At 70.6% G+C, this 23,666-nt stretch carries 13 protein-coding genes and 1 tRNA gene; 12 read left to right on the forward strand and 2 right to left on the reverse strand.

Features of this window, described 5'->3' with window-relative positions:
* Positions 1-97 precede the first annotated feature (97 nt).
* From gltB to pyk, 3 genes are all read left to right on the forward strand, one after another.
* Positions 98-4,666 (forward strand): glutamate synthase large subunit, encoded by a 4,569-nt coding sequence (gltB, locus tag QMG39_RS15430; protein WP_507762689.1) that lies wholly within the window; start codon positions 98-100, stop codon positions 4,664-4,666.
* The gene (locus QMG39_RS15435) at positions 4,659-6,116 is read left to right on the forward strand and encodes a glutamate synthase subunit beta (protein WP_281886531.1); all 1,458 of its coding nucleotides are present in this window, start codon (positions 4,659-4,661) and stop codon (positions 6,114-6,116) included. Before gltB ends, QMG39_RS15435 begins: the two co-directional genes overlap by 8 nt.
* 70 nt (positions 6,117-6,186) lie before the next feature.
* Positions 6,187-7,602, forward strand: a complete 1,416-nt coding sequence (gene pyk, locus QMG39_RS15440) for a pyruvate kinase (RefSeq protein ID WP_281886533.1) — start codon at positions 6,187-6,189, stop codon at positions 7,600-7,602.
* A 63-nt stretch (positions 7,603-7,665) separates the two neighbouring features.
* Here pyk and QMG39_RS15445 read toward each other — a convergent pair.
* A tRNA-Leu gene (locus QMG39_RS15445) sits at positions 7,666-7,748 on the reverse strand.
* 38 nt (positions 7,749-7,786) lie between these two features.
* Between QMG39_RS15445 and QMG39_RS15450 the strand changes: the two genes are divergently transcribed.
* A complete protein-coding gene (locus QMG39_RS15450) occupies positions 7,787-8,395 on the forward strand; it encodes an ANTAR domain-containing response regulator (protein WP_281886535.1) in 609 nt (202 codons plus the stop codon).
* 22 nt (positions 8,396-8,417) lie between these two features.
* Here the strand turns inward: QMG39_RS15450 and QMG39_RS15455 are convergent, their stop codons facing one another.
* Positions 8,418-8,843 carry a hotdog fold thioesterase gene (locus QMG39_RS15455; RefSeq protein WP_281886536.1) on the reverse strand — a complete coding sequence of 142 codons (426 nt, stop codon included), beginning with the start codon at positions 8,841-8,843 and terminating at the stop codon, positions 8,418-8,420.
* Between the two features lie 57 nt (positions 8,844-8,900).
* Here QMG39_RS15455 and polA point away from each other — a divergent pair, with 57 nt between their 5' ends.
* From polA to rapZ, 8 genes are all read left to right on the forward strand, one after another.
* Positions 8,901-11,579 carry a DNA polymerase I gene (gene polA / locus QMG39_RS15460; protein WP_281886538.1) on the forward strand — a complete coding sequence of 893 codons (2,679 nt, stop codon included), beginning with the start codon at positions 8,901-8,903 and terminating at the stop codon, positions 11,577-11,579.
* A 90-nt stretch (positions 11,580-11,669) separates the two neighbouring features.
* Positions 11,670-13,349, forward strand: coding sequence for a DUF885 domain-containing protein (locus QMG39_RS15465; RefSeq protein WP_281886540.1), 1,680 nt, complete (start codon positions 11,670-11,672; stop codon positions 13,347-13,349).
* A 156-nt stretch (positions 13,350-13,505) separates the two neighbouring features.
* Positions 13,506-14,951 (forward strand): 30S ribosomal protein S1, encoded by a 1,446-nt coding sequence (gene rpsA, locus QMG39_RS15470; protein ID WP_281886542.1) that lies wholly within the window; start codon positions 13,506-13,508, stop codon positions 14,949-14,951.
* A gap of 97 nt (positions 14,952-15,048) precedes the next feature.
* Positions 15,049-15,660 carry a dephospho-CoA kinase gene (gene coaE, locus QMG39_RS15475; RefSeq protein ID WP_281886544.1) on the forward strand — a complete coding sequence of 204 codons (612 nt, stop codon included), beginning with the start codon at positions 15,049-15,051 and terminating at the stop codon, positions 15,658-15,660.
* 45 nt (positions 15,661-15,705) lie between these two features.
* Positions 15,706-17,772 (forward strand): excinuclease ABC subunit UvrB, encoded by a 2,067-nt coding sequence (gene uvrB / locus QMG39_RS15480; protein ID WP_281886545.1) that lies wholly within the window; start codon positions 15,706-15,708, stop codon positions 17,770-17,772.
* A 125-nt stretch (positions 17,773-17,897) separates the two neighbouring features.
* Positions 17,898-20,792 carry an excinuclease ABC subunit UvrA gene (gene uvrA / locus QMG39_RS15485; protein WP_281886547.1) on the forward strand — a complete coding sequence of 965 codons (2,895 nt, stop codon included), beginning with the start codon at positions 17,898-17,900 and terminating at the stop codon, positions 20,790-20,792.
* A gap of 5 nt (positions 20,793-20,797) precedes the next feature.
* Positions 20,798-22,738, forward strand: a complete 1,941-nt coding sequence (gene uvrC, locus QMG39_RS15490) for an excinuclease ABC subunit UvrC (protein ID WP_281886549.1) — start codon at positions 20,798-20,800, stop codon at positions 22,736-22,738.
* Positions 22,739-22,776: 38 nt separating this feature from the next.
* Positions 22,777-23,652 (forward strand): RNase adapter RapZ, encoded by an 876-nt coding sequence (rapZ, locus tag QMG39_RS15495; RefSeq protein ID WP_281886551.1) that lies wholly within the window; start codon positions 22,777-22,779, stop codon positions 23,650-23,652.
* Positions 23,653-23,666: the final 14 nt, after the last annotated feature.

Raw genomic sequence — 23,666 nt, forward strand, 5'->3', positions numbered from 1 at the left:
TGCGCTCCCGCACCATCGGGGCGCACATCCGACATTCCGATGGGCCGAAGGCGTCCCGCGCTGGTTCACTGATTTCACGAGGACGGTCACTGTGGCGATGACTCCGACCCACGCACGATTCGGTGCGGTCCCCCCGGCACAGGGGATGTACGACCCCGCCCACGAGAAGGACGCCTGCGGCCTCGCCATGGTCGCCACGCTCCGCGGCACCGCCGGGCACGACATCATCCAGGCCGCGCTCGACGCGCTGCGCAACCTCGAGCACCGCGGCGCGGTCGGCTCCGACGCGGGCACCGGCGACGGTGCGGGCATCATCACGCAGGTGCCCGACGCGTTCCTGCGCGAGGTCGTCTCCTTCGAGCTGCCCGCACCGGGCCGCTACGCCGTCGGCAACGCCTTCCTTCCCACCGACCCGACCCAGCGCAGCGCGGTGAAGCGCCGCTTCCGCGAGATCGCCGCGGAGGAGGGACTCGAGATCCTCGGCTGGCGCGAGGTGCCGGTGCGGCCCGACGAGCTGGGCACGCTCGCGCGCGCGGCCATGCCCGACGTGCAGCAGGTCTACGTGCGCAGCGTCGCCGAGACCGAGGCCGGCGCACCGCTGTCGGACATCGCGCTCGACCGGCTCACCTTCCGGCTGCGCAAGCGCGCCGAGCGCGAGATCGAGCTCTACTTCGCATCGCTGTCGTGCCGCACCCTCGTCTACAAGGGCATGGTCACGACCCTGCAGCTCGAGCCGTTCTACCCCGACCTCTCCGACGAGCGGTTCACCTCGAAGCTCGCGCTCGTGCACTCGCGCTACTCGACCAACACGTTCCCGTCGTGGCCGCTCGCGCAGCCGTTCCGCATGATCGCGCACAACGGCGAGATCAACACGGTGCAGGGCAACCGCAACTGGATGCGCGCGCGCCAGTCGCAGCTCGAGTCCGAGCTGCTCGGCGACCTCGCCCCGGTCATGCCGATCGTCACCCCCGGCTCGAGCGACTCCGCCTCGTTCGACGAGGTCGTCGAGCTGCTGAGCCTGTCGGGCCGCAGCCTCCCGCACGCGGTCATGATGATGGTGCCCGAGGCCTGGGAGAACGCGACCGAGATCGACCCCGCCCGTCGCGCCTTCTACGAGTACCACTCGATGCTCATGGAGCCGTGGGACGGCCCGGCCGCGATCGTCTTCACCGACGGATCCCTCGTCGGCGCGACGCTCGACCGCAACGGCCTGCGACCGGGCCGGTACGTCGTCACCGACGACGGCCTGGTCGTGCTCGCGAGCGAGATCGGCGTGCTCGACATCGACCAGTCGAAGGTGGTCCGCAAGGGACGCCTGCAGCCCGGACGCATGTTCCTGGTCGACACGGTCGCCGGCCGCCTGATCGAGGACGACGAGATCAAGTCCGAGCTCGCCGCGTCCGAGCCGTGGGGGGAGTGGCTGGAGTCCGGCCGCATCCGCCTCGCCGACCTTCCCGAGCGAGAGCACATCGTGCACCCGCCGGCATCCGTCCGCCGCCGCCAGCGCACCTTCGGCTACACCGAGGAGGAGGTGCGCGTCCTGCTCACGCCGATGGCCCGCACCGGCATGGAGCCCCTCGGCGCCATGGGTTCCGACACCCCGATCGCGGTGCTGAGCGAGCGCCCGCGCCTGCTCTTCGACTACTTCACGCAGCAGTTCGCCCAGGTCACCAACCCGCCGCTCGACTCGATCCGCGAGGAGGTCGTGACCTCGCTCGGCACCGCGCTCGGGCCGGAGTTCAACCTGCTCACCTCGGGTCCCGAGCACGCGCGCCAGGTCACGCTGTCGTTCCCGGTGATCGACAACGACGAGCTCGCGAAGATCCAGCACATCGACCCGCGGCCCGACAGCGCCACCACCACGACGCTGCGCGGCCTGTACCGGGTCGAGGAGGGCACCGACGGCCTGCGCGCGCGCCTCACCGCGCTGTGCGAGGAGGCCGACCGCGCGATCGCGGCCGGCGCCCGGTTCCTCGTGCTGAGCGACCGCGACACCACGTCGGAGCTCGCGCCGATCCCATCGCTGCTCATGCTGGCCGCCGTGCACCACCACCTGATCCGGTCCGAGACGCGGATGCGGGTGGGCATCGTGGTCGAGACCGGCGACGTGCGCGAGGTGCACCACGTCGCGCTCCTCATCGGCTACGGCGCGTCGGCCGTCAACCCGTACCTCGCGATGGAGACCTGCGAGGAGCTCGTGCGGTCGGGCGTCATCACCGGCGTCTCGCCCGAGCAGGCCGTGAAGAACGTGATCAAGGCGCTCGGCAAGGGCGTGCTGAAGATCATGTCGAAGATGGGCATCTCGACGATGTCCTCGTACGCGGGCGCCCAGGCGTTCGAGGCCGTGGGCCTCAGCCAGGAGTTCGTGGACGAGTTCTTCACCGGCACGACCTCGAAGCTCGGCGGCGTGGGCCTCGACGTCATCGCGACCGAGAACGCCCGGCGCTACAAGGGCGCCTACCCCGACGACGTCGCCGTGACCGTGCACGAGCGGCTCGCGACCGGCGGGGAGTACCAGTGGCGCCGCGACGGCGCCCCGCACCTCTTCAACCCGGAGACGGTGTTCCGGCTGCAGCACGCGACGCGCAGCGGCCGGTACGACGTCTTCCGCGAGTACACGTCGATGGTCGACGGCCAGGCCGAGAACCTCATGACGCTCCGCGGCATGTTCGCGCTGCGCACGGGAGCCCGTCCGCCAGTGCCGATCGACGAGGTCGAGCCGGTCTCCGAGATCGTCAAGCGCTTCTCCACGGGTGCCATGAGCTACGGCTCGATCTCCAAGGAGGCGCACGAGACCCTCGCGATCGCGATGAACCGCCTCGGCGCGCGCTCGAACACGGGCGAGGGCGGCGAGGACCTCGATCGCCTGCTCGACCCCGAGCGCCGCAGCGCGATCAAGCAGGTGGCATCCGGTCGCTTCGGCGTCACGAGCATGTACCTGACGCACGCCGACGACATCCAGATCAAGCTCGCCCAGGGCGCGAAGCCCGGCGAGGGCGGCCAGCTGCCGCCGACGAAGGTGTACCCGTGGGTCGCGCGCACCCGGCACGCGACGGCCGGTGTCGGCCTCATCTCGCCGCCGCCGCACCACGACATCTACTCGATCGAGGACCTGAAGCAGCTCATCTTCGACCTGAAGCGGGCCAACCCGGGCGCGCGCGTGCACGTCAAGCTCGTGAGCCAGTCGGGCATCGGCGCGGTCGCCGCCGGCACGGCCAAGGCGCTGGCCGACGTCATCCTCGTCTCGGGCCACGACGGCGGCACCGGTGCGAGCCCGATGAACTCGCTCAAGCACGCGGGCACCCCGTGGGAGCTCGGGCTCGCCGAGACGCAGCAGACGCTCATGCTCAACGGCATGCGCGACCGCGTCGTCGTGCAGGTCGACGGCCAGATGAAGACCGGCCGCGACGTCGTGGTCGGCGCGCTGCTCGGTGCCGAGGAGTTCGGCTTCGCGACCGCGCCACTGGTCGTCGAGGGCTGCGTGCTGATGCGCGTCTGCCACCTCGACACCTGCCCGGTCGGCGTCGCGACCCAGAACCCCGAGCTGCGCAAGCGCTTCAGCGGCAAGCCCGAGTTCGTCGTGAACTTCTTCGAGTTCATCGCCCAGGAGGTGCGCGAGTACCTCGCCGAGCTCGGCTTCCGCAGCCTCGACGAGGCGATCGGCCGGCGCGAGATGCTCGACGTCGACCGCGCCGTGGACCACTGGAAGGCGAGCGGCCTCGACCTCACCCCGGTGCTGGTCGGCCCCGACTTCTCCGACTCGGAGCCGCGCCGCAACGGCCGCCCGCAGGACCACGAGCTCGGCGAGCACTTCGACAACCAGCTCATCGAGGCCTCGGCGGACGTGATGGAGCACGGCGGGCGGGTCGAGATCGCGCTGCCGATCCGGAACACCGAGCGCGCCGTCGGCACCATGCTCGGCCACGAGGTGACCGCGCGCCACGGCGTGAACGGCCTGCCCGCCGGGTCGATCGACGTCACGCTGACCGGATCGGCCGGCCAGTCGTTCGGCGCGTTCCTGCCCGCGGGCATCACGCTGCGCCTCGAGGGCGACTCGAACGACTACGTCGGCAAGGGCCTCTCCGGCGGTCAGGTGATCGTGCGGCCCGACCGGTCGAGCACCTTCCCCGCCGAGCGTAACGTCATCGCCGGCAACGTGATCGGCTACGGCGCCACCCAGGGCAGCATGTTCATCAGCGGCATCGTCGGCGAGCGCTTCCTGGTGCGCAACTCCGGCGCGACCGCGGTGGTCGAGGGCGTGGGCGACCACGCGCTCGAGTACATGACCGGCGGGCTCGCGCTCATCCTCGGCCCGACGGGCCGCAACCTCGGCGCCGGCATGTCCGGCGGCACGGCGTACGTGTTCGACCTGCCCAAGGAGCGCATCAACCGCGACGCGCTCGCGTCGGGTGAGCTGCAGCTCCACGAGCTCGGCAGCGCCGACCACGAGATCGTGCTCGACCTCCTCCGCCAGCACCTGGAGCACACGGGTTCCGCGCTCGCCGCGCGCCTGCTCGAGGCGCCCGACACCATGGAGCGATTCGTGAAGGTTCTCCCGCGCGACTACGCGGCCGTCCTGAAGACCCGGCAGAACGCCGTGGACGAGGGGCTGGACCCCGACGGCGACGTCGTCTGGGGCCGCATCCTGGAGGTGACCAATGGCTGACCCGAAGGGCTTCCTCAAGACGACCGAGCGCGAGCTGCCGAAGCGGCGGCCGGTGCCCGTGCGCATCATGGACTTCAAGGAGGTCTACGAGCAGGGCGACCCCGCGCAGCTGCGCCGGCAGGCCGGGCGCTGCATGGACTGCGGCATCCCGTTCTGCCACCAGGGGTGCCCGCTGGGCAACCTGATCCCGGAGTGGAACGACCTGATGTGGCGCGGCGAGGGCCGCGCGGCGATCGAGCGCCTGCACGCGACCAACAACTTCCCCGAGTTCACCGGCCGCCTCTGCCCGGCGCCGTGCGAGTCCTCGTGCGTGCTCGGCATCAACCAGCCCGCGGTCACGATCAAGCAGGTCGAGGTGTCGATCGTCGACCAGGCGTTCTCGAACGGCTGGGTGCAGCCGCATCCGCCCGGGCGCCTCACCGGCAAGACCGTCGCGGTCGTCGGCTCGGGCCCGGCCGGACTCGCCGCGGCGCAGCAGCTCACCCGCGCGGGCCACACGGTCGCCGTGTACGAGCGCGACGACCGCATCGGCGGCCTGCTGCGCTACGGCATCCCCGACTTCAAGATGGAGAAGCGCCACCTCGACCAGCGCATCGCGCAGATGACGGCCGAGGGCACGCGATTCCGCGCGGGCGTCGACATCGGCACCGACATCTCGTGGGACGCGCTGCGCGAGCGCTACGACGCCGTGATCATCGCGACCGGCGCGATGGTGCCCCGCGACCTGCCGATCCCGGGCCGTGACCTGCCCGGCGTGCACTTCGCGATGGAATACCTCGTGCAGTCGAACCACGCGGTCGCGGGGGACACGGTTCCCGAGCAGATCGACGCCTCGGGCAAGCACGTGGTGGTGCTCGGCGGCGGCGACACCGGCGCGGACTGCATCGGCACGGCGCACCGCCAGGGCGCCCTGTCGGTCACGAACCTCGCGATCGGCAAGAAGCCCGGCATCGCGCGTCCCGACAGCCAGCCCTGGCCGATGCACCCGAACCTGTTCGAGGTGCAGACGGCGCACGAGGAGGGCGGCACCCGCCAGTACCTCGCCTCGACCGTCGAGTTCGTGTCGAACGACGTCGGCGAGGTCCGCGCGATCCGCGTCGCGGAGACCGAGTACCTCGACGGCCGCCGCGTGCCGAAGGCGGGCACCGAGCGTGAGATCCCCGCCGACCTGGTGCTGCTCGCGCTGGGGTTCACCGGTCCCGAGTCGCAGGACCTCTCCGGCCAGCTCGGCACGTCGTTCACGCAGCGCGGCAACGTCGAGCGCGACGACGCGTACGCCACCAACGTCCCCGGCGTCTTCGTCGCCGGCGACGCCGGTCGCGGGCAGTCGCTCATCGTGTGGGCCATCGCCGAGGGACGTGCTGCGGCGTCGTCCGTGGACCGCTACCTTGAAGGTGAGACCCACCTCCCGAGCCCCATCCCGGCGTCCGCCCAGGCGATCTCGATCTGACCACCGGCCCTTTCATCCCCACCACCACGATCACCGCGCCCCGGCGCGAGGAACACGGAGCACAGAGAACATGAGACGCGCGAAGATCGTCGCCACGCTCGGACCCGCGACCGGGAGCTACGAGGGGGTCCGCGCGCTCATCGACGCCGGCCTCGACGTGGCCCGCATGAACCTCAGCCACGGCACGTACGACGTGCACGAGGGCGTCTACCAGAACATCCGGAAGGCCGCGAACGACTCGGGTCGCGCCGTCGCCGTGCTGGTCGACCTGCAGGGCCCGAAGATCCGGCTCGGCAAGTTCGCGGACGGCCCGCACGAGCTGGCCGAGGGCGATGTCTTCACCATCACCACCGAGGACATCCTCGGCACCAAGGAGCTCTGCTCCACCACGTTCAAGGGCCTGCCGCAGGACGTCGCCCCCGGCGACTTCCTGCTGATCGACGACGGCAAGGTGCGGGTCCGCGTGCTCGACACCGACGGCACGCGCGTGCGCACCGAGGTGGTCGTGGCCGGCCCGGTCTCCGACAACAAGGGCATCAACCTCCCCGGCGTGGCGGTCAACGTGCCGGCGCTCTCCGAGAAGGACGAGGCCGACCTGCGCTGGGGCCTCGAGCTCGGCGCCGACCTCATCGCGCTGTCCTTCGTGCGCAACGCCGAGGACGTCTCGCGCGTGCGCGAGATCATGGACGAGGTCGGCCGTCGCGTGCCCGTCGTCGCCAAGATCGAGAAGCCCCAGGCCGTCGAGGCCCTCGAGGAGATCATCGACGCGTTCGACGCGCTCATGGTCGCCCGCGGCGACCTCGGCGTGGAGCTGCCGCTCGAGGCCGTGCCGATCGTGCAGAAGCGCGCGATCGAGGCGGCCCGCCGCATGGCCAAGCCGGTCATCGTGGCCACGCAGATGCTCGAGTCGATGATCCACAGCCCGGTGCCGACGCGCGCCGAGACGTCCGACGTGGCGAACGCGGTGCTCGACGGCGCCGACGCCGTCATGCTCTCCGGCGAGACGAGCGTGGGCGAGTACCCGACCGTCACGCTCGAGACCATGGCGCGCATCGTCGCGTCGACCGAGCTGCACGGCCTCGACCGGGTCGCGCCGCTCGGCACCCGCCCCCGCACGCAGTCGGGCGCGATCACCGTGGCCGCGGTCGACGTCGCGAACTTCGTCGAGGCGAAGTTCCTCTGCGTGTTCACCGAGTCGGGCGAGTCGGTGCGCCGCATGTCGCGCATCCGCAGCGGCATCCCGATCCTGGCGTTCACGCCCGACCCCGCGATCCGCCGTCGCATGGCCCTCTACTGGGGCGTGCAGTCGTTCGTGGTCGAGCGCGTCACGCACACCGACCAGATGGTCGCGCAGGTCGACGAGGTGCTGAGCCGCGAGGGCCTGGCCGTCGAGGGCGAGAAGGTCGTCATCATCTCCGGATCCCCTCCCGGCATCCCCGGCACCACCAACGACATCCGCGTGCACAACGTGGGCGAGGTCCTCTAGGGGGCTCCGCAACGACGAACGGCCGGCTCCCGAGGGGGCCGGCCGTTCGTCGTCTCCGGGTCGTGCCGGTGGTGGGGGTCGAACCCACACGCCCTCTCGGGCAAAGCATTTTGAGTGCTCCGCGTCTGCCATTCCGCCACACCGGCGCACGAGACCGCGATCAGAATACCGTAGGCTTTCAGGCGTGACAGACACCGAGAACACCCAGGCCGCGCCGCGTCGCGTCGTGGTCGCCGAGGACGAATCGCTCATCAGGCTCGACGTGGTGGAGACGCTCCGCGACAACGGGTTCGAGGTGGTCGGCGAGGCCGGTGACGGCGAGACCGCCGTCGCGCTCGCGACCGAGCTGCGTCCCGACCTGGTCGTCATGGACGTGCGGATGCCCCAGCTCGACGGCATCGAGGCCGCGAAGCGGCTGAGCGAGGGTCACATCGCACCGGTCGTCCTCCTCACGGCGTTCAGCCAGAAGGAACTGGTCGAGCGGGCGACCGAGGCCGGTGCGCTGGCCTACGTGGTGAAGCCCTTCACTCCGAACGACCTGCTGCCGGCGATCGAGATCGCGCTGGCCCGCCACGCCCAGATCCTCACCCTCGAGGCCGAGGTCGGCGACCTGGTCGAGCGGTTCGAGACCCGCAAGCTCGTCGACCGCGCCAAGGGTCTGCTGAACGAGAAGATGGGGCTGTCCGAGCCCGAGGCGTTCCGCTGGATCCAGAAGGCGTCGATGGACCGTCGCCTCACCATGAAGGACGTCGCGCAGGCGATCATCGAGCAGCTGGCTCCCAAGAAGGGCTGAGCGCTCCGGGCCGCCGGCGCCGTCAGGGCGTCGGCAGGTCCTTGATGAAGTTCGTGATCCGCACGGTGGAGCAGCGCCTGCCCTGCTCGTCGGTCACGACGATCTCGTGCACCGTCATCGTGCGGCCGAGGTGCAGCGGCGTGCACGTGCCGGTGACCGTGCCCGACGTCGCCGAGCGCGTGTGCGTGGCGTTGATGTCGACCCCCACGGCGAGCCGTCCGGGGCCCGCCCAGAGGTTCGCCGACATCGAGCCGAGCGACTCGCCCAGCACCACGTACGCGCCGCCATGCAGGAGGTTGGCCGGCTGCGTGTTGCCCTCGACCGGCATGGTCGCGATCGCGCGCTCCACGGAGAACTCCACGAACTCGATGCCCATGCGCTCGGCGAGCGTGCCGATGCCGCGACGCCGGATGTAGTCGAGCGCGTCGACGGCCTGCTCCTGGGTCATTCGGGCTCCGCTTCGGGTCGTGACGGCCGTGTCGTGGGCCGCTTATAGGCTTGGGGGGTGCCGGATCCAGCAAAGCCTACCCTCATGGTCATCGATGGCCATTCCCTCGCATTCCGGGCGTTCTTCGCGCTCCCGGTCGACAGTTTCCGCACCCGTGACGGGCAGCACACGAACGCCATCCACGGCTTCCTGTCGATGCTCCTGCTGCTGCTGAAGAACGAGAAGCCGACGCACCTCGCGGTCGCCTTCGACATCTCACGGCACTCGTTCCGCACGCGCGACTACGAGGAGTACAAGGGCAACCGCGCCGAGACCCCGCAGGAGTTCAAGGGGCAGGTGCCGCTGCTCCAGGAGGCGCTCGCGGCCATGGGCGTGCGCACCCTCGAGAAGGAGGACTACGAGGCCGACGACATCCTCGCGACGCTCGCCGCGCAGGGTCGCCGCGACGGCTACGAGGTACTGCTGGTGTCAGGCGACCGCGACACCATCCAGCTCGTGAACGACGACGTCACGCTGCTGTACCCGTCGAGCCAGGGCGTGTCGCAGCTGAAGCGCTACGACCCGGCCGCGGTCGAGGAGAAGTACGGCCTGCCGCCCGCGCAGTACCCCGAGATCGCCGCCCTGGTGGGCGAGACGAGCGACAACCTGCCCGGCATCACCAAGGTCGGCGAGAAGACGGCCGTGAAGTGGCTGAAGCAGTTCGGCGACCTCGACGGCGTCTTCGCGCACGCCGACGAGATCAAGGGCGTCGCGGGCAACAACCTGCGCGCCGAGATGGACAACGCCGTGCGCAACCGCCGGCTGAACCGCCTGGTCGACGACCTCGAGCTCGACGTCGCGGTCGACGACCTCGCCGCGAAGCCGATCGACACCGACGCGGTGACGGCGGTGTTCTCCCGCCTCGAGTTCCGCACGCTGCTCGAGCGCGTCATGAAGCTCGCGGGGGAGGAGCAGGTGGCGGATGCCGGAGGCGGCACGTCCGCCCCCGAGGCATCCGCCAGCCCCACGGCGCCCGCGCCGCGAACGCTCCTCGACGAGGAGCTCGGCGCCTGGCTCGACCGCCAGGCGGCGGCGCACCCCGACGGCCTCGGCCTCACGATCGAGATGCTCGACGGCAAGGTCATCGGCGCGGGCGTCTCGGGCGCCGACGAGTCGGTCTTCCTGCCGTGGCAGCCCGGCCGCCGGGACTACGCCCCGTTCGAGGAGTGGCTCGCGAGCGACGCGCCGAAGCTCATGACCGACGCCAAGCCGCAGGTGAAGGCCATGCGCCGGTCGGGGCTCGAATTCGGCGGGCTCGCGCTCGACACCCTCGTCGCGACCTGGCTGGTGAACCCGCTCGCGCAGGAGAAGGGGCTGGCCGACGTCGTCTTCCGCTACCTCGGCGAGACGCTGCCCACGGCCGACCCCGCGCAGCTCGTGCCCGACGAGACCCGGGCCGCCGGCCCGGCCGAGCTCGCCTGGTACACCCTCCGCGCGGCACCCGTGGTGCTCGCCGAGCTGCCCGCCCCCACGCTGCCCGTCTGCACCGACATCGAGATGCCGATCCTCGGCGTCCTCGCCGACATGGAGCTCCGCGGCGTCACGGTCGACCACGAGGAGCTCTCGGCGCTGTCGACCCAGCTCGGCGACCGCGCGGCCGACATCGCCACGCGCGCGTTCGCCGAGATCGGCCGCGAGGTGAACCTCGGCTCGCCCAAGCAGCTGCAGGAGGTGCTCTTCGACCAGCTCGGCATGCCGAAGACCCGGGCGACGAAGACGGGCTACTCGACGGATGCCGGTGCGCTGGCGGACCTCCAGGAGAAGAGCCCGCACCCGTTCCTCGGCCTGCTGCTCGAGCATCGCGACGCGACCAAGCTCCGCCAGATCGTCGAGTCGCTCGACAAGTCGATCGGCGCGGACGGCCGCATCCACACGACCTACGTGCAGGTCGGCACGAGCACGGGTCGCATCGCCTCGACCGATCCGAACCTGCAGAACATCCCGGTGCGCACGGGGGAGGGCCGGCGCATCCGCGAGGCCTTCCGGCACGGCCCGGAGTTCGAGACGCTGCTCACGGCCGACTACTCGCAGATCGAGATGCGCATCATGGCGCATCTCTCGGGCGACCCGGGCCTGATCGAGGCGTTCCACGCGGGCGAGGACCTGCACCGGTTCGTCGGCGCGCGCATCTTCGGCGTCGAGCCGGCCGACGTCACGCCGCTCATGCGCACCAAGGTGAAGGCGATGTCCTACGGCCTGGCCTACGGGCTCAGCGCGTTCGGGCTGTCGAAGCAGCTGCGCATCGAGCAGTCCGAGGCCAAGCAGCTCATGGTCGACTACTTCGCGCGGTTCGGCGCGGTGCGCGACTACCTGCGCGACGTCGTCGCGAAGGCCAAGGTCGACGGCTACACCGAGACGATCTTCGGCCGGCGCCGCCCGTTCCCCGACCTCTCCAGCCCGAATCGCGTGCTGCGCGAGAACGCCGAGCGGGCCGCGCTCAACGCACCGATCCAGGGCTCGGCGGCCGACATCATGAAGATCGCGATGCTCGGCATCGAGCGCGACGTCGCCGAGGCGGGTCTCTCGTCGCGCATGCTCCTGCAGGTGCACGACGAGCTCATCTTCGAGGTCGCGGCGGGCGAGGGACCCGAGCTCGAGGAGATCGTGCAGCGCCGCATGGCGACCGCCGCGGACCTCCGAGTACCGCTCGACGTGCAGCTCGGGCACGGCGCGAACTGGGACGCCGCGGCGCACTGATCCTGAGCGATTTTCGGCTCCGGCGCACTGTGCACAGACGGCGCCGCCGGGTGCACGGACCGCGCCCCCGCAGCGGATAGGCTCGCTCTCATGACTTCGGAGCCCGCACGCACCCCCACCGAGATCGATCGCGTCGCCGAGGGCTGGGTCGACGTCCTGGTCGAGCTGCGACCGGTGCTCGGCACCTACATCGGCCGCGCGTCCACCGACGGGGGCTACGGGGACTACTCGCCCGACGGCGATGCGCAGATGGTCGAGGCGGCGAGGGCGACGCTCGCGAACCTCGAGGCCGCCGAGGAGGTCGACGACGTCGACCGGATCACCCGCGCCGACCTCCGCAGCCAGCTCGAGCTCGCGATCCAGAGCTACGACGCCGGCCTCCACCTGCGCGACCTGAACGTCATCGCGAGCCCCTCGCAGGAGCTGCGCGAGGTGTTCGACCTCATGTCCACCGACTCCGTCGAGGGCTGGGAGGCCGTCTCGACGCGCCTCGCGGCGCTGCCGGAGGCGATGAGCGGGTACATTGCGACGCTGCGCGAGGGCATCTCGCGCGGCATCACGCCCGCGCGCCGCCAGGTGCGCGAGGTCGCGGCGCAGGCGCGCAAGAACGCGCGTCCGGAGGGCTTCTTCGGCGAGTTCGTCGCGTCGGCGGGCGTGGACGGCGACGAGTTCCCCGAGGCGCTCCGTGCCGAGCTCGAGCAGGGCGCCGTGGCATCCGCCATCGCCTACCAGGAGTTCGCGGAGTTCCTCGAGTCCGAGCTCGACGCGGTGGCGGCCGAGAAGGACGCGGTCGGCCGCGAGATCTACGAGCTGCGCTCGCGCGAGTTCCTCGGCGCCACGATCGACCTCGACGAGACCTACGAGTGGGGCCTCGACGAGCTGGCCCGCATGGTGGCCGAGCAGCAGTCGATCGCGAAGGAGATCAAGCGCGGGGCGTCCGTCATCGAGGCGATCTCGTTCCTCGACAACGACCCGAGCCGCAAGCTGCACGGCACCGACGCGCTGCAGGCCTGGATGCAGGAGACGAGCGACCGCGCGGTCGAGGAGCTCGGCGCCACGCACTTCGACATCCCGGAGGAGATCCGCACGCTCGAGTGCATGATCGCGCCCACGCAGGAGGGCGGCATCTACTACACCGGCCCGACCGAGGACTTCTCGCGCCCCGGGCGCATGTGGTGGTCGGTGCCGGAGGGCGTCACCGAGTTCGACACCTGGCGCGAGCTCACGACCGTGTACCACGAGGGCGTGCCCGGTCACCACCTGCAGATCGGCCAGGCCGTGGTGCAGTCCGACACGCTGAACTCGTGGCGCCGGCTGCTCGCGGGCACGTCCGGTCACGCGGAGGGCTGGGCGCTGTACGCCGAGCGGCTGATGCAGGAGCTGGGCTACCTCGACGACCCGGCCGACCGGCTCGGCATGCTCGACGGGCAGCGGATGCGGGCGGCCCGCGTGGTGCTCGACATCGGCGTGCACCTCGAGAAGACCCTGCCCGACGGCTCGGGCCCGTGGACGGCCGAGTACGCGTACGAGTTCATGTCGCGCAACGTGAACATGAACGAGGGCTTCGTGCGCTTCGAGGTGAACCGCTACCTCGGCTGGCCGGGCCAGGCGCCGTCGTACAAGGTCGGCCAGCGCATCTGGGAGAACCTGCGCGACGAGGTGCAGCGGCGCGAGGGCGACGACTTCTCGATCAAGGACTTCCACGGGAAGGCGCTCGCGATGGGCGGGGTCGGGCTCGACACCCTCAAGACGGCGATCCTGGGCGGCTGAGCGGCGGTGCTCCGGGCCGTTTGACCGACGGGCGCGCGCGCCGCTAGGATGGAATGTCACGTTTGTGACGTCCTGTCCGCACGCCCTTCGCGGAACACAATAAACGAAAGCATCGCGCGAGGGGCCCGACCCTGTCCATTACGGAGCACCTACTACATGACAACCGCAACGACCAAGGCAACCAAGCAGGTCGCAATCAACGACATCGGTTCTGCTGAAGACTTCCTTGCCGCGGTCGAGAAGACGCTCAAGTTCTTCAACGACGGCGACCTCATCGAGGGCCAGGTCGTGAAGATCGACCGCGACGAGGTCCTCCTCGACGTCGGCTACAAGACCGAGGGTGTCATCCCCTCCCGCGAACTCTCCATCAAGCACGACGTCGACCCGAGCGAGGTCGTCGGCGTCGGCGACACCGTCGAGGCCCTCGTCCTCCAGAAGGAGGACAAGGAAGGCCGCCTCATCCTGTCGAAGAAGCGCGCCCAGTACGAGCGCGCCTGGGGCGACGTCGAGAAGATCAAGGAGACCGACGGTGTCGTCACCGGTACGGTCATCGAGGTCGTCAAGGGCGGCCTCATCGTCGACATCGGCCTCCGCGGCTTCCTCCCCGCCTCGCTCATCGAGCTGCGCCGCGTGCGCGACCTGACGCCGTACCTCGGCCAGGAGCTCGAGGCGAAGATCCTGGAGCTCGACAAGAACCGCAACAACGTGGTGCTCTCGCGCCGTGCGCTGCTCGAGCAGACCCAGTCGGAGACCCGTTCGACGTTCCTCGCGAACCTCCACCCGGGCCAGGTCCGCAAGGGCGTCATCTCCTCGATCGTCAACTTCGGCGCGTTCGTCGACCTCGGCGGCGTGGACGGCCTCGTGCACGTCTCCGAGCTGTCGTGGAAGCACATCGAGCACGCCAGCGAGGTCGTCGAGGTCGGCCAGGAGGTCACCGTCGAGGTGCTCTCCGTCGAGCTCGACCGCGAGCGCGTCTCGCTCTCGCTCAAGGCGACGCAGGAGGACCCCTGGCAGGTCTTCGCCCGCACCCACGCCATCGGCCAGGTCGCACCGGGCAAGGTCACCAAGCTCGTCCCGTTCGGCGCGTTCGTTCGCGTCGCGGACGGCATCGAGGGCCTCGTGCACATCTCGGAGCTGTCGAGCAAGCACGTCGAGCTGGCCGAGCAGGTCGTCTCGGTGGGCGAGGAGGTGTTCGTCAAGGTCATCGACATCGACCTCGAGCGTCGCCGCATCTCGCTGTCGCTCAAGCAGGCCAACGAGGGCGTCGACCCCGAGGGCACCGAGTTCGACCCGGCGCTCTACGGCATGCTCACCGAGTACGACGAGCAGGGCAACTACAAGTACCCCGAGGGCTTCGACCCGGAGACCAACGAGTGGCGCGAGGGCTTCGACGCCCAGCGCGAGAAGTGGGAGCAGGAGTACGCTGCGGCCCAGGCTCGCTGGGAGGCGCACAAGAAGCAGGTCGCGGCTGCCAACGCGAAGGACCAGGCCGAGGCCGACTTCGGCGGCAGCTCGTTCACGAGCGAGGCGGCCGGCGCCGGCACGCTCGCCGACGACGCGTCGCTCGCGGCGCTGCGCGAGAAGCTCTCGAGCAACTCCTAGTCCCTCTCGGACCGTCAGACGGCCGGGCACCCGATCGGGTGCCCGGCCGTCGCCGTTTCCGCACGGAGCCGGCGAGGCGGATCGCTAGGCTGGAGCCGTGTACCTCATCGGGCTGACGGGCGGCATCGCCTCGGGCAAGTCCACGGTCGCCCGGCGGCTCGTGGAGCACGGAGCGATCCACATCGACGCCGACGCGCTCGCGCGCGAGGCCGTCGAGCCGGGCAGCAGCGCGCTGGGGGAGATCGCCGAGGCGTTCGGACCGGAGATGCTGCGCGCCGACGGCACGCTCGACCGGGTCAGGCTCGGCGATCGCGTGTTCGGCGACGACGACGCGCTCGCGCGGCTCAACGCGATCGTGCACCCGCACGTGCGCGAGCTGTTCGCGAAGCACGCGGCGGAGGCAGAGCGCATCGACCCCGACGCGGTCGTGGTCTACGACGTGCCGCTGCTCGTCGAGGCATCCGTCGACCACCCGTTCGACCTGGTCGTGGTGACCGAGGCGCCCGCATCGACGCGCGTCGGGCGCCTGGTCGACGAGCGCGGGCTCGAGCGCGGGCACGCGCAGGCACGAGTGGACGCGCAGGCGAGCGACGCCGAGCGCAGGGAGGTCGCCGACGTCGTCATCGACACGGGCGGCACGCTCGCGCACACGATGGGGCAGGTCGACGCGCTCTGGGCCGGGCTCCGCGAGCGCCGCTCGAGCGCCTGACGGCGCGCGGACCCGGTGTCGGCGGCCGAACCTAGACTTGAGGGCATGCAGTCGACCCGTTCCGTGCGCCCGTTCGAGGTGGTCAGCGAGTACCGCCCGAGCGGCGACCAGCCGACCGCGATCGCCGAGCTCGCGGGGCGGGTGAACGCCGGCGAGACCGACGTCGTGCTGCTCGGCGCCACCGGCACCGGCAAGTCCGCGACCACCGCGTGGCTCATCGAGGCGGTGCAGCGGCCGACGCTCGTGCTCGCCCACAACAAGACCCTCGCCGCGCAGCTCGCGAACGAGTTCCGCGAGCTGCTGCCGAACAACGCGGTCGAGTACTTCGTCTCGTACTACGACTACTACCAGCCCGAGGCCTACGTGCCGCAGACGGACACCTTCATCGAGAAGGACTCGTCGATCAACGCCGAGGTCGAGCGGTTGCGGCACTCGACGACGAACTCGCTGCTGAGCCGGCGCGACGTGGTCGTCGTCTCGACGGTCTCCTGCATCTACGGCCTGGGCACGCCCGAGGAGTACCTCGCGGCCATGATGCCCCTGCAGGTCGGCCAGCGGCTCGACCGCGACTGGCTGATCCGCAAGTTCGTCTCGATGCAGTACCAGCGCAACGACGTCGAGTTCTCGCGCGGCACGTTCCGCGTGCGCGGCGACACCATCGAGATCATCCCGGTGTACGAGGAGCTCGCGATCCGCATCGAGATGTTCGGCGACGAGATCGAGGCGCTCTACCACCTGCATCCGCTCACCGGCGAGGTGGTGGCCCAGCTCGACGCCGTGCCCGTGTTCCCGGGCTCGCACTACGTGGCGAGCACCGAGGTCATGGACCGCGCGGTGGGCACGATCCGCACCGAGCTCGAGGAGCGGCTCGCCGAACTCGAGCGCCAGGGCAAGCTGCTCGAGGCGCAGCGGCTGCGCATGCGCACCACCTTCGACCTCGAGATGATGGAGCAGATCGGCTTCTGCTCGGGCATCGAGAACTACTCGCGCCACATCGACGGCCGCGACGCGGGGGAGCCGCCGCACTGCCTGCTCGACTACTTCCCCGACGACTTCCTCGTCGTCATCGATGAGTCGCACGTGACCGTGCCGCAGATCGGCGCGATGTACGAGGGCGACTCGTCGCGCAAGCGCACGCTCGTCGAGCACGGGTTCCGCCTGCCGAGCGCGCTCGACAACCGGCCGCTGACCTGGGACGAGTTCTCCGAGCGCGTCGGCCAGACGGTCTACCTGTCGGCGACGCCGGGCCGGTACGAGATGGGCGTGGCCGACGGCGTGGTCGAGCAGATCATCCGCCCGACGGGCCTCATCGACCCCGAGATCGTGGTGAAGCCGAGCAAGGGCCAGATCGACGACCTGCTCGAGGAGATCCGCGCGCGGGCGGAGCGCGACGAGCGCGTGCTCGTGACCACGCTCACCAAGCGCATGGCGGAGGACCTGACCGACTTCCTCACCGAGGCGGGCGTGCGGGTGCGCTACCTGCACTCCGACGTCGACACGCTGCGCCGCGTGGAACTGCTGACGGAGCTGCGCGCGGGCGTGTACGACGTGCTCGTGGGCATCAACCTGCTGCGCGAGGGCCTCGACCTGCCCGAGGTGTCGCTCGTGTCGATCCTCGACGCCGACAAGGAGGGGTTCCTGCGCTCCTCCACCTCGCTCATCCAGACCATCGGCCGCGCCGCCCGCAACGTGTCGGGCCAGGTGCACATGTACGCCGACGTGCTGACCGACTCGATGCGGCTGGCGATCGACGAGACGAACCGCCGGCGCGAGAAGCAGGTCGAGTACAACCGCGCGAACGGCGTCGACCCGCAGCCGCTGCGCAAGCGCATCGCCGACATCACGGCCGTGCTCGCGCGGGAGGAGGCCGACACGGCAGCGCTGCTGGCGGGCCGCGAGGGCGGCAAGAAGTCGCCCGTGCCGAACCTGAAGCGCGAGGGCATCGCGGCAGCGGGCGGCAACGACCTCGAGGAGCTCATCGCCGACCTGAACGGTCAGATGCTCGAGGCTGCGGCGGAACTGAAGTTCGAGCTGGCGGCGCGCCTGCGCGACGAGGTCGCCGAGCTCAAGCGCGAGCTGCGGCAGATGGAGAAGGCGGGGCACCTGACCTGAGCGGATGCCGCGGGGCGTCGTCGTGCGCGCGCGACCCGCGTACCGGGTGGTCGCGTGCGCCCGCGTTCGCTGGAGGCATCCGTCTCGCGTGCCTCGGTGTCGGCGGGCGTGCCTAGACTCGAGTGGTGGCAATCTCCCATCTCGATACCCGCGCGCGCCTGAGCGTGCGCGGCGCCCGCGTGCACAACCTCCGGAACGTCGACGTCGAGCTCCCGCGCGATTCGCTGGTCGTGTTCACGGGGCTCTCGGGGTCCGGCAAGTCCTCGCTCGCGTTCGACACGATCTTCGCCGAGGGGCAGCGCCGCTACGTCGAGTCGCTCTCGGCGTACGCGCGCCAGTTCCTCGGCCAGGTCGACCGTCCCGACGTCGACTTCATCGAGGGGCTGAGCCCCGCGGTGTCGATCGACCAGAAGTCGACGAACCGCAACCCGCGCTCGACGGTCGGCACGATCACCGAGATCTACGACTACATGCGCCTGCTCTGGGCGCGCATCGGCGTGCCGCACTGCCCGGTGTGCGGCGAGCGCATCCAGCGGCAGACCGTGCAGCAGATCGCCGACCGGCTCATGGAGCTCGAGGAGCGCACGCGCTACCAGGTGCTCAGCCCGGTGGTGAGCCAGAAGAAGGGCGAGTTCGTCGACCTGTTCGCCGACCTCGCCGCGCAGGGGTACTCGCGCGCGCTGGTCGACGGCGAGATGGTGCAGCTCACCGACCCGCCGAAGCTGAAGAAGCAGGTCAAGCACGACATCTCGGTGGTCGTCGACCGCCTCGTCGCCGGCCCCGACATCCTCGGGCGGCTCACCGACTCGCTCGAGACCGCGCTGCGCCTCACCGACGGCCTCGTGCGCATCAACTTCGTCGACCGCGAGGGCGACGACGCATGGCAGACCTTCTCCGAGAAGCTGTCGTGCCCCAACCAGCATCCGATCCAGCTGACCGAGATCGAGCCGCGCACGTTCTCGTTCAATGCCCCGTTCGGCGCCTGCCCCGAGTGCACGGGCCTCGGCACGCGGATGTCGGTCGACGACCAGCTGCTGCTCGGCGACCCCGAGCTGAGCATCGCGGGCGGCGTCATCCTGCCGTGGACCAGCCAGGGCAAGAGCCTCTACAACTACTACGAGAAGCTGCTCGACGGCCTCGCCCGCGACCTCGACTTCTCGCTCGACACGCCCTGGAACGAGCTGCCCGACGAAGTGCAGGACGCGGTGCTGCACGGCGACAACTTCGAGGTGAAGGTGCGCTGGCGCAACCGCTACGGGCGCGAGCTGTCCTACACCTCGGGCTTCGAGGGCGTGGTGCCCTATATCGAGCGGCAGTACCTGCAGGCCGAGACCGACGTGCAGCGCGCCCGCTGGGCCGAGTACCTGCGCGAGGTGCCGTGCCCGGTCTGCGACGGCAAGCGGCTGAAGCCCGAGGTGCTCTCGGTGCTCATCCACGACCACTCCATCGCCGACGTGGGCCTGCTGAGCCTCGACGACGCGCGCGAGTTCATGGACCGGCTCGAGCTGACCGAGCGCGAGCAGGCCATCGCGGCGCAGGTGCTCCGCGAGATCAAGCTGCGGCTCGACTTCCTCATCCGGGTCGGGCTCAGCTACCTCGACCTCGCCCGGGCCGCGGGCACCCTGTCGGGCGGCGAGGCGCAGCGCATCCGCCTGGCCACCCAGATCGGCTCGGGCCTCACGGGCGTGCTCTACGTGCTCGACGAGCCCAGCATCGGCCTGCACCAGCGCGACAACCGGCGCCTGATCGAGACGCTCGTCGCACTGCGCGACCTCGGCAACACCCTCATCGTGGTGGAGCACGACGAGGACACGATCCGCACCGCCGACTGGATCGTCGACATCGGGCCCGGTGCCGGCGTCGGCGGTGGGCAGGTCGTGCACTCGGGCAGCTACCGCGACCTCGTCCAGAACCGGCGCTCGGTGACGGGCGACTACCTCGCGGGCCGCCGCAGCATCGCGCTGCCCGAGGCGCGCCGACCGGTCGACCACGACCGCGAGATCACGGTGCGCGGCGCGGCCGCGAACAACCTGCGCGGCGTCGACGTCACGTTCCCGCTCGGCGTGTTCACGGCGGTCACGGGCGTGAGCGGCTCGGGCAAGTCGTCGCTCGTGAACGACATCCTCTACCGCGTGCTCGCGAACCGGCTGAACGGGGCCCGCAAGGTGCCCGGCCGGCACCTGCGCGTCGAGGGGCTCGACAACCTCGACAAGGTCGTGCACGTCGACCAGGCGCCCATCGGGCGCACGCCCCGGTCGAACCCCGCGACCTACACGGGCGTCTTCGACCGCATCCGCACCCTCTTCGCCGAGACCACGGAGGCCAAGGCGCGCGGCTACCTGCCGGGACGGTTCAGCTTCAACGTCAAGGGCGGGCGCTGCGAGGCGTGCTCGGGCGACGGCACGATCAAGATCGAGATGAACTTCCTGCCCGACGTGTACGTCGCGTGCGAGGTCTGCGGGGGAGCGCGGTACAACCGCGAGACACTGCAGGTGCACTACAAGGGCAAGCACATCGCCGAGGTGCTCGAGATGCCCATCAGCGAGGCGGCCGAGTTCTTCGAGCCGATCTCGGCGATCCACCGCTACCTCAAGACGCTCGTCGACGTCGGCCTCGGCTACGTGCAGCTCGGCCAGAGCGCGACGACCCTCTCGGGCGGCGAGGCGCAGCGCGTCAAGCTCGCGACCGAGCTCCAGCGCCGCTCGAACGGCCGCACCGTGTACGTGCTCGACGAGCCCACGACCGGGCTGCACTTCGAGGACGTGCAGAAGCTGCTGCGCGTGCTCGGCAAGCTCGTCGACAAGGGCAACACGGTCATCGTCATCGAGCACAACCTCGACGTCATCAAGTCGGCCGACTGGGTGATCGACCTGGGCCCCGAGGGCGGCTCCGGCGGCGGCACGATCGTCGCCACGGGCACGCCCGAGGAGGTCGCGGCGGTGAAGGAGAGCCACACCGGGCGGTTCCTCGCCGAGATCCTCGAGGTCGGCCCGTCCGCGCGCGTCGAGGCGGCAAGCTGAGCGGGATGCGCGACACCGTCCCGTACCGGCCGAAGGCGGGGGAGATCCCGACCCGGCCGGGCGTGTACCGGTTCCGCGACGAGAGCGGGCGGGTGCTCTACGTCGGCAAGGCGAAGAACCTCCGGTCGCGGCTGTCGAACTACTTCGTGCCGCTGCGCAGCCTGCACGAGCGCACGCGGCGCATGGTGCTCACCGCGGCGTCCGTCGAGTGGACCGTCGTCGGCGGCGACGTCGACGCGCTCCAGCTCGAGTACACCTGGATCAAGGAGTTCGACCCGCCGTTCAACGTCAAGTACCGCGACGACAAGTCCTACCCGTACATCGCGGTCACCCTCGCCGACGAGGCGCCGCGGGCCATCGTCACGCGCCGGGCGAACATCCCGGGCGCGAAGTACTTCGGCCCGTACCCGAAGGTCTGGGCGGCGCAGGAGACCCTCGACCTGCTGCGCACGATCTTCCCGACGCGCGCCTGCAAGGACTCCGACTACAAGCGCGCCATGGCCACGGGCAAGCCGTGCTTCCTCGGCCAGATCGGGCGCTGCTTCGGCCCGTGCTCGGGCACCGTGGGCATCGCCGAGCACCGGCACCACGTCGACGAGTTCGTCGCGTTCATGCAGAACCAGGACAGCCGCATCATCGACGAGCTCGAGCGGCAGATGCGCGAGGCGGCGGCCGCGCAGGACTACGAGCAGGCGGCTCGCCGGCGCGACCAGCTGGCGGCCGCGCGGTCGTTCTTCGAGAAGACCGCGGTGGTGCTGCGCGACTCCGTCGACGTCGACCTGTTCGGCATCGAGCACGACGAGCTGTCGGCGGCGGTGCAGCTGTTCCGCGTGCGCAAGGGTCGCATCCGGGCGGTGCGCGCATGGACGGTCGACAAGGAGCTCGACGTCGGGCTCGGCGATCTCGTCGACTCCGTGCTCCAGAATGTCTACGGCGGGGTCGAGTCGCCGCCGGCCGAGGTCGTCGTGCCCGAGCTGCCCGACGACGCCGAGGCGCTGCAGTCCTGGCTGGAGTCGATCGCCGGGCGCCGCGTGCGGCTGAAGGTGGCGCAGCGCGGCGACAAGGCGGCCCTGCTCGAGACCGCCCGCCAGAACGCCGCGCACGCGCTCATGCTGGCGAAGACCCGCCGCAGCGCCGACTTCACCGCCCGGTCGCAGGCCCTGGAGGACATCCAGGAGGCACTCGACATGGCGGATGCCCCGCTGCGCATGGAGTGCTTCGACGTCTCGCACCTGTCGGGCACGAACATCGTCGCCTCGATGGTCGTGTTCGAGGACGGCCTGCCGCGCAAGGACGAGTACCGGCGCTTCACGATCCCCGAGTACGCCGACGACACCGAGGCGCTGCACCAGGTGCTGACCCGGCGCCTCGCGTACCTGCGCGGCGACGGGCCGGGGGAGGACGGGGCGAACGGCACGGATGCCCCCGAGGGCGAGGTGCCCGCAGGCGACGGCGTCCCTGCCGACGACCCCGCCACGACCGGCCGGAGGAAGAAGTTCGCCTACCGGCCGAACCTGCTCATCGTCGACGGGGGCGAGCCGCAGGTCGCGGCAGCCGCCCGCGCGCTCGAGGAGAGCGGTGTTCGTGGCATCCGGGTCTGCGGCATCGCCAAGCGTCTCGAGGAGATCTGGACGCCCGAGTCGCCGTTCCCGGTGGTGCTCCCGCGCAACAGCGAGGCGCTGTTCATGTTGCAGCGCATCCGCGACGAGGCGCACCGGTTCGCGATCACCCACCAGCGCCAGCGCCGGAAGCGCGACATCGGCTCCGTGCTCGCCGAGGTGCCCGGCCTCGGCCCCGCGCGCGTGAAGGAGCTGCTCCGGCACTTCGGGTCGGTGACCCGCCTGCGTTCGGCGAGCGTGGACGAGATCGCCGAGGTGAAGGGCGTCGGCCCGGCGACCGCGGAGGCCGTCCATCGTCACCTGCACCCCGAGCCCGCCGGTCGGTAGGCTGGGACGCGGGTGGACGAGAGGGGGACCGGGACCGCATGAGCGACGAACGGGTGCGCCAGGAGATGCTCATCGTCACCGGCATGTCCGGAGCCGGCCGTTCCACCGTCGCGAACTCGCTGGAGGACCTCGGCTGGTACGTCGTCGACAACCTGCCCCCGCAGATGCTCCGCCCGCTCGTCGAGCTCGTCGAGCGCGCGGGCGCGACGCTGCCGCGCATCGCCGCGGTCGTCGACATCCGCGGCGGCGACTTCTTCTCGGAGCTGCAGGAGATCGTCATGGCCCTGCGCACGGGCCTCAACCTGCGCGTGATCTTCCTCGACGCGACGGATGCCGCGCTGGTGCGGCGATTCGAGTCGGTGCGCCGCCCGCATCCGCTGCAGGGCGACGGCACGATCCTCGACGGCATCACGGCCGAGCGGTCGCGCGTGGCCGAGCTCAAGGCGTCGAGCGACGTCATCATCGACACCAGCGAGCTGAACGTGCACCAGCTCGCGTCGACGATCCGCGACGCGTTCGCGGCCGCCGACGCGGCCGAGCTGAGCGTGACGGTCATGAGCTTCGGGTTCAAGTACGGCCTGCCGCCCGACGCCGACCTGGTGGCCGACGCGCGGTTCCTGCCGAACCCGTTCTGGAACCCCGACCTGCGCGCGCTGACGGGCGAGTCCGACGCCGTGGCACGCTACGTGCTCGAGCAGGAGGGTGCCGGCGAGTTCCTCGACGGGTACGCTCGTGTCCTCGGCACCGTGTTCGACGGGTACCAGCGCGAGAACAAGCGTCACGCGACCGTGGCGATCGGATGCACCGGCGGGAAGCACCGCTCGGTGGCGATCGCCGAGGCGATGGCGACGCGGCTGCGGGGGGTGCCCGGGCTCGCGGTGAGCATCAGGCACCGCGACCTCGGCCGCGAATAGGAACACGCCCGAAG

Origin of the sequence: Agromyces rhizosphaerae, from assembly GCF_027925245.1 — a bacterium.
Lineage (GTDB): Bacteria > Actinomycetota > Actinomycetes > Actinomycetales > Microbacteriaceae > Agromyces > Agromyces rhizosphaerae.

Excerpts from the sequence above, each read along its gene's own strand:
- uvrB (WP_281886545.1), top strand. The coding sequence starts at position 15,706 with ATGCAGTCGACCCGTTCCGTGCGCCCGTTCGAGGTGGTCAGCGAGTAC.
- uvrC (WP_281886549.1), top strand. The coding sequence starts at position 20,798 with ATGCGCGACACCGTCCCGTACCGGCCGAAGGCGGGGGAGATCCCGACC.
- gltB (WP_507762689.1), top strand. The coding sequence starts at position 98 with ATGACTCCGACCCACGCACGATTCGGTGCGGTCCCCCCGGCACAGGGG.
- rapZ (WP_281886551.1), top strand. The coding sequence starts at position 22,777 with ATGAGCGACGAACGGGTGCGCCAGGAGATGCTCATCGTCACCGGCATG.
- QMG39_RS15435 (WP_281886531.1), top strand. The coding sequence starts at position 4,659 with ATGGCTGACCCGAAGGGCTTCCTCAAGACGACCGAGCGCGAGCTGCCG.
- QMG39_RS15455 (WP_281886536.1), bottom strand. The coding sequence starts at position 8,843 with ATGACCCAGGAGCAGGCCGTCGACGCGCTCGACTACATCCGGCGTCGC.
- QMG39_RS15465 (WP_281886540.1), top strand. The coding sequence starts at position 11,670 with ATGACTTCGGAGCCCGCACGCACCCCCACCGAGATCGATCGCGTCGCC.
- pyk (WP_281886533.1), top strand. The coding sequence starts at position 6,187 with ATGAGACGCGCGAAGATCGTCGCCACGCTCGGACCCGCGACCGGGAGC.
- rpsA (WP_281886542.1), top strand. The coding sequence starts at position 13,506 with ATGACAACCGCAACGACCAAGGCAACCAAGCAGGTCGCAATCAACGAC.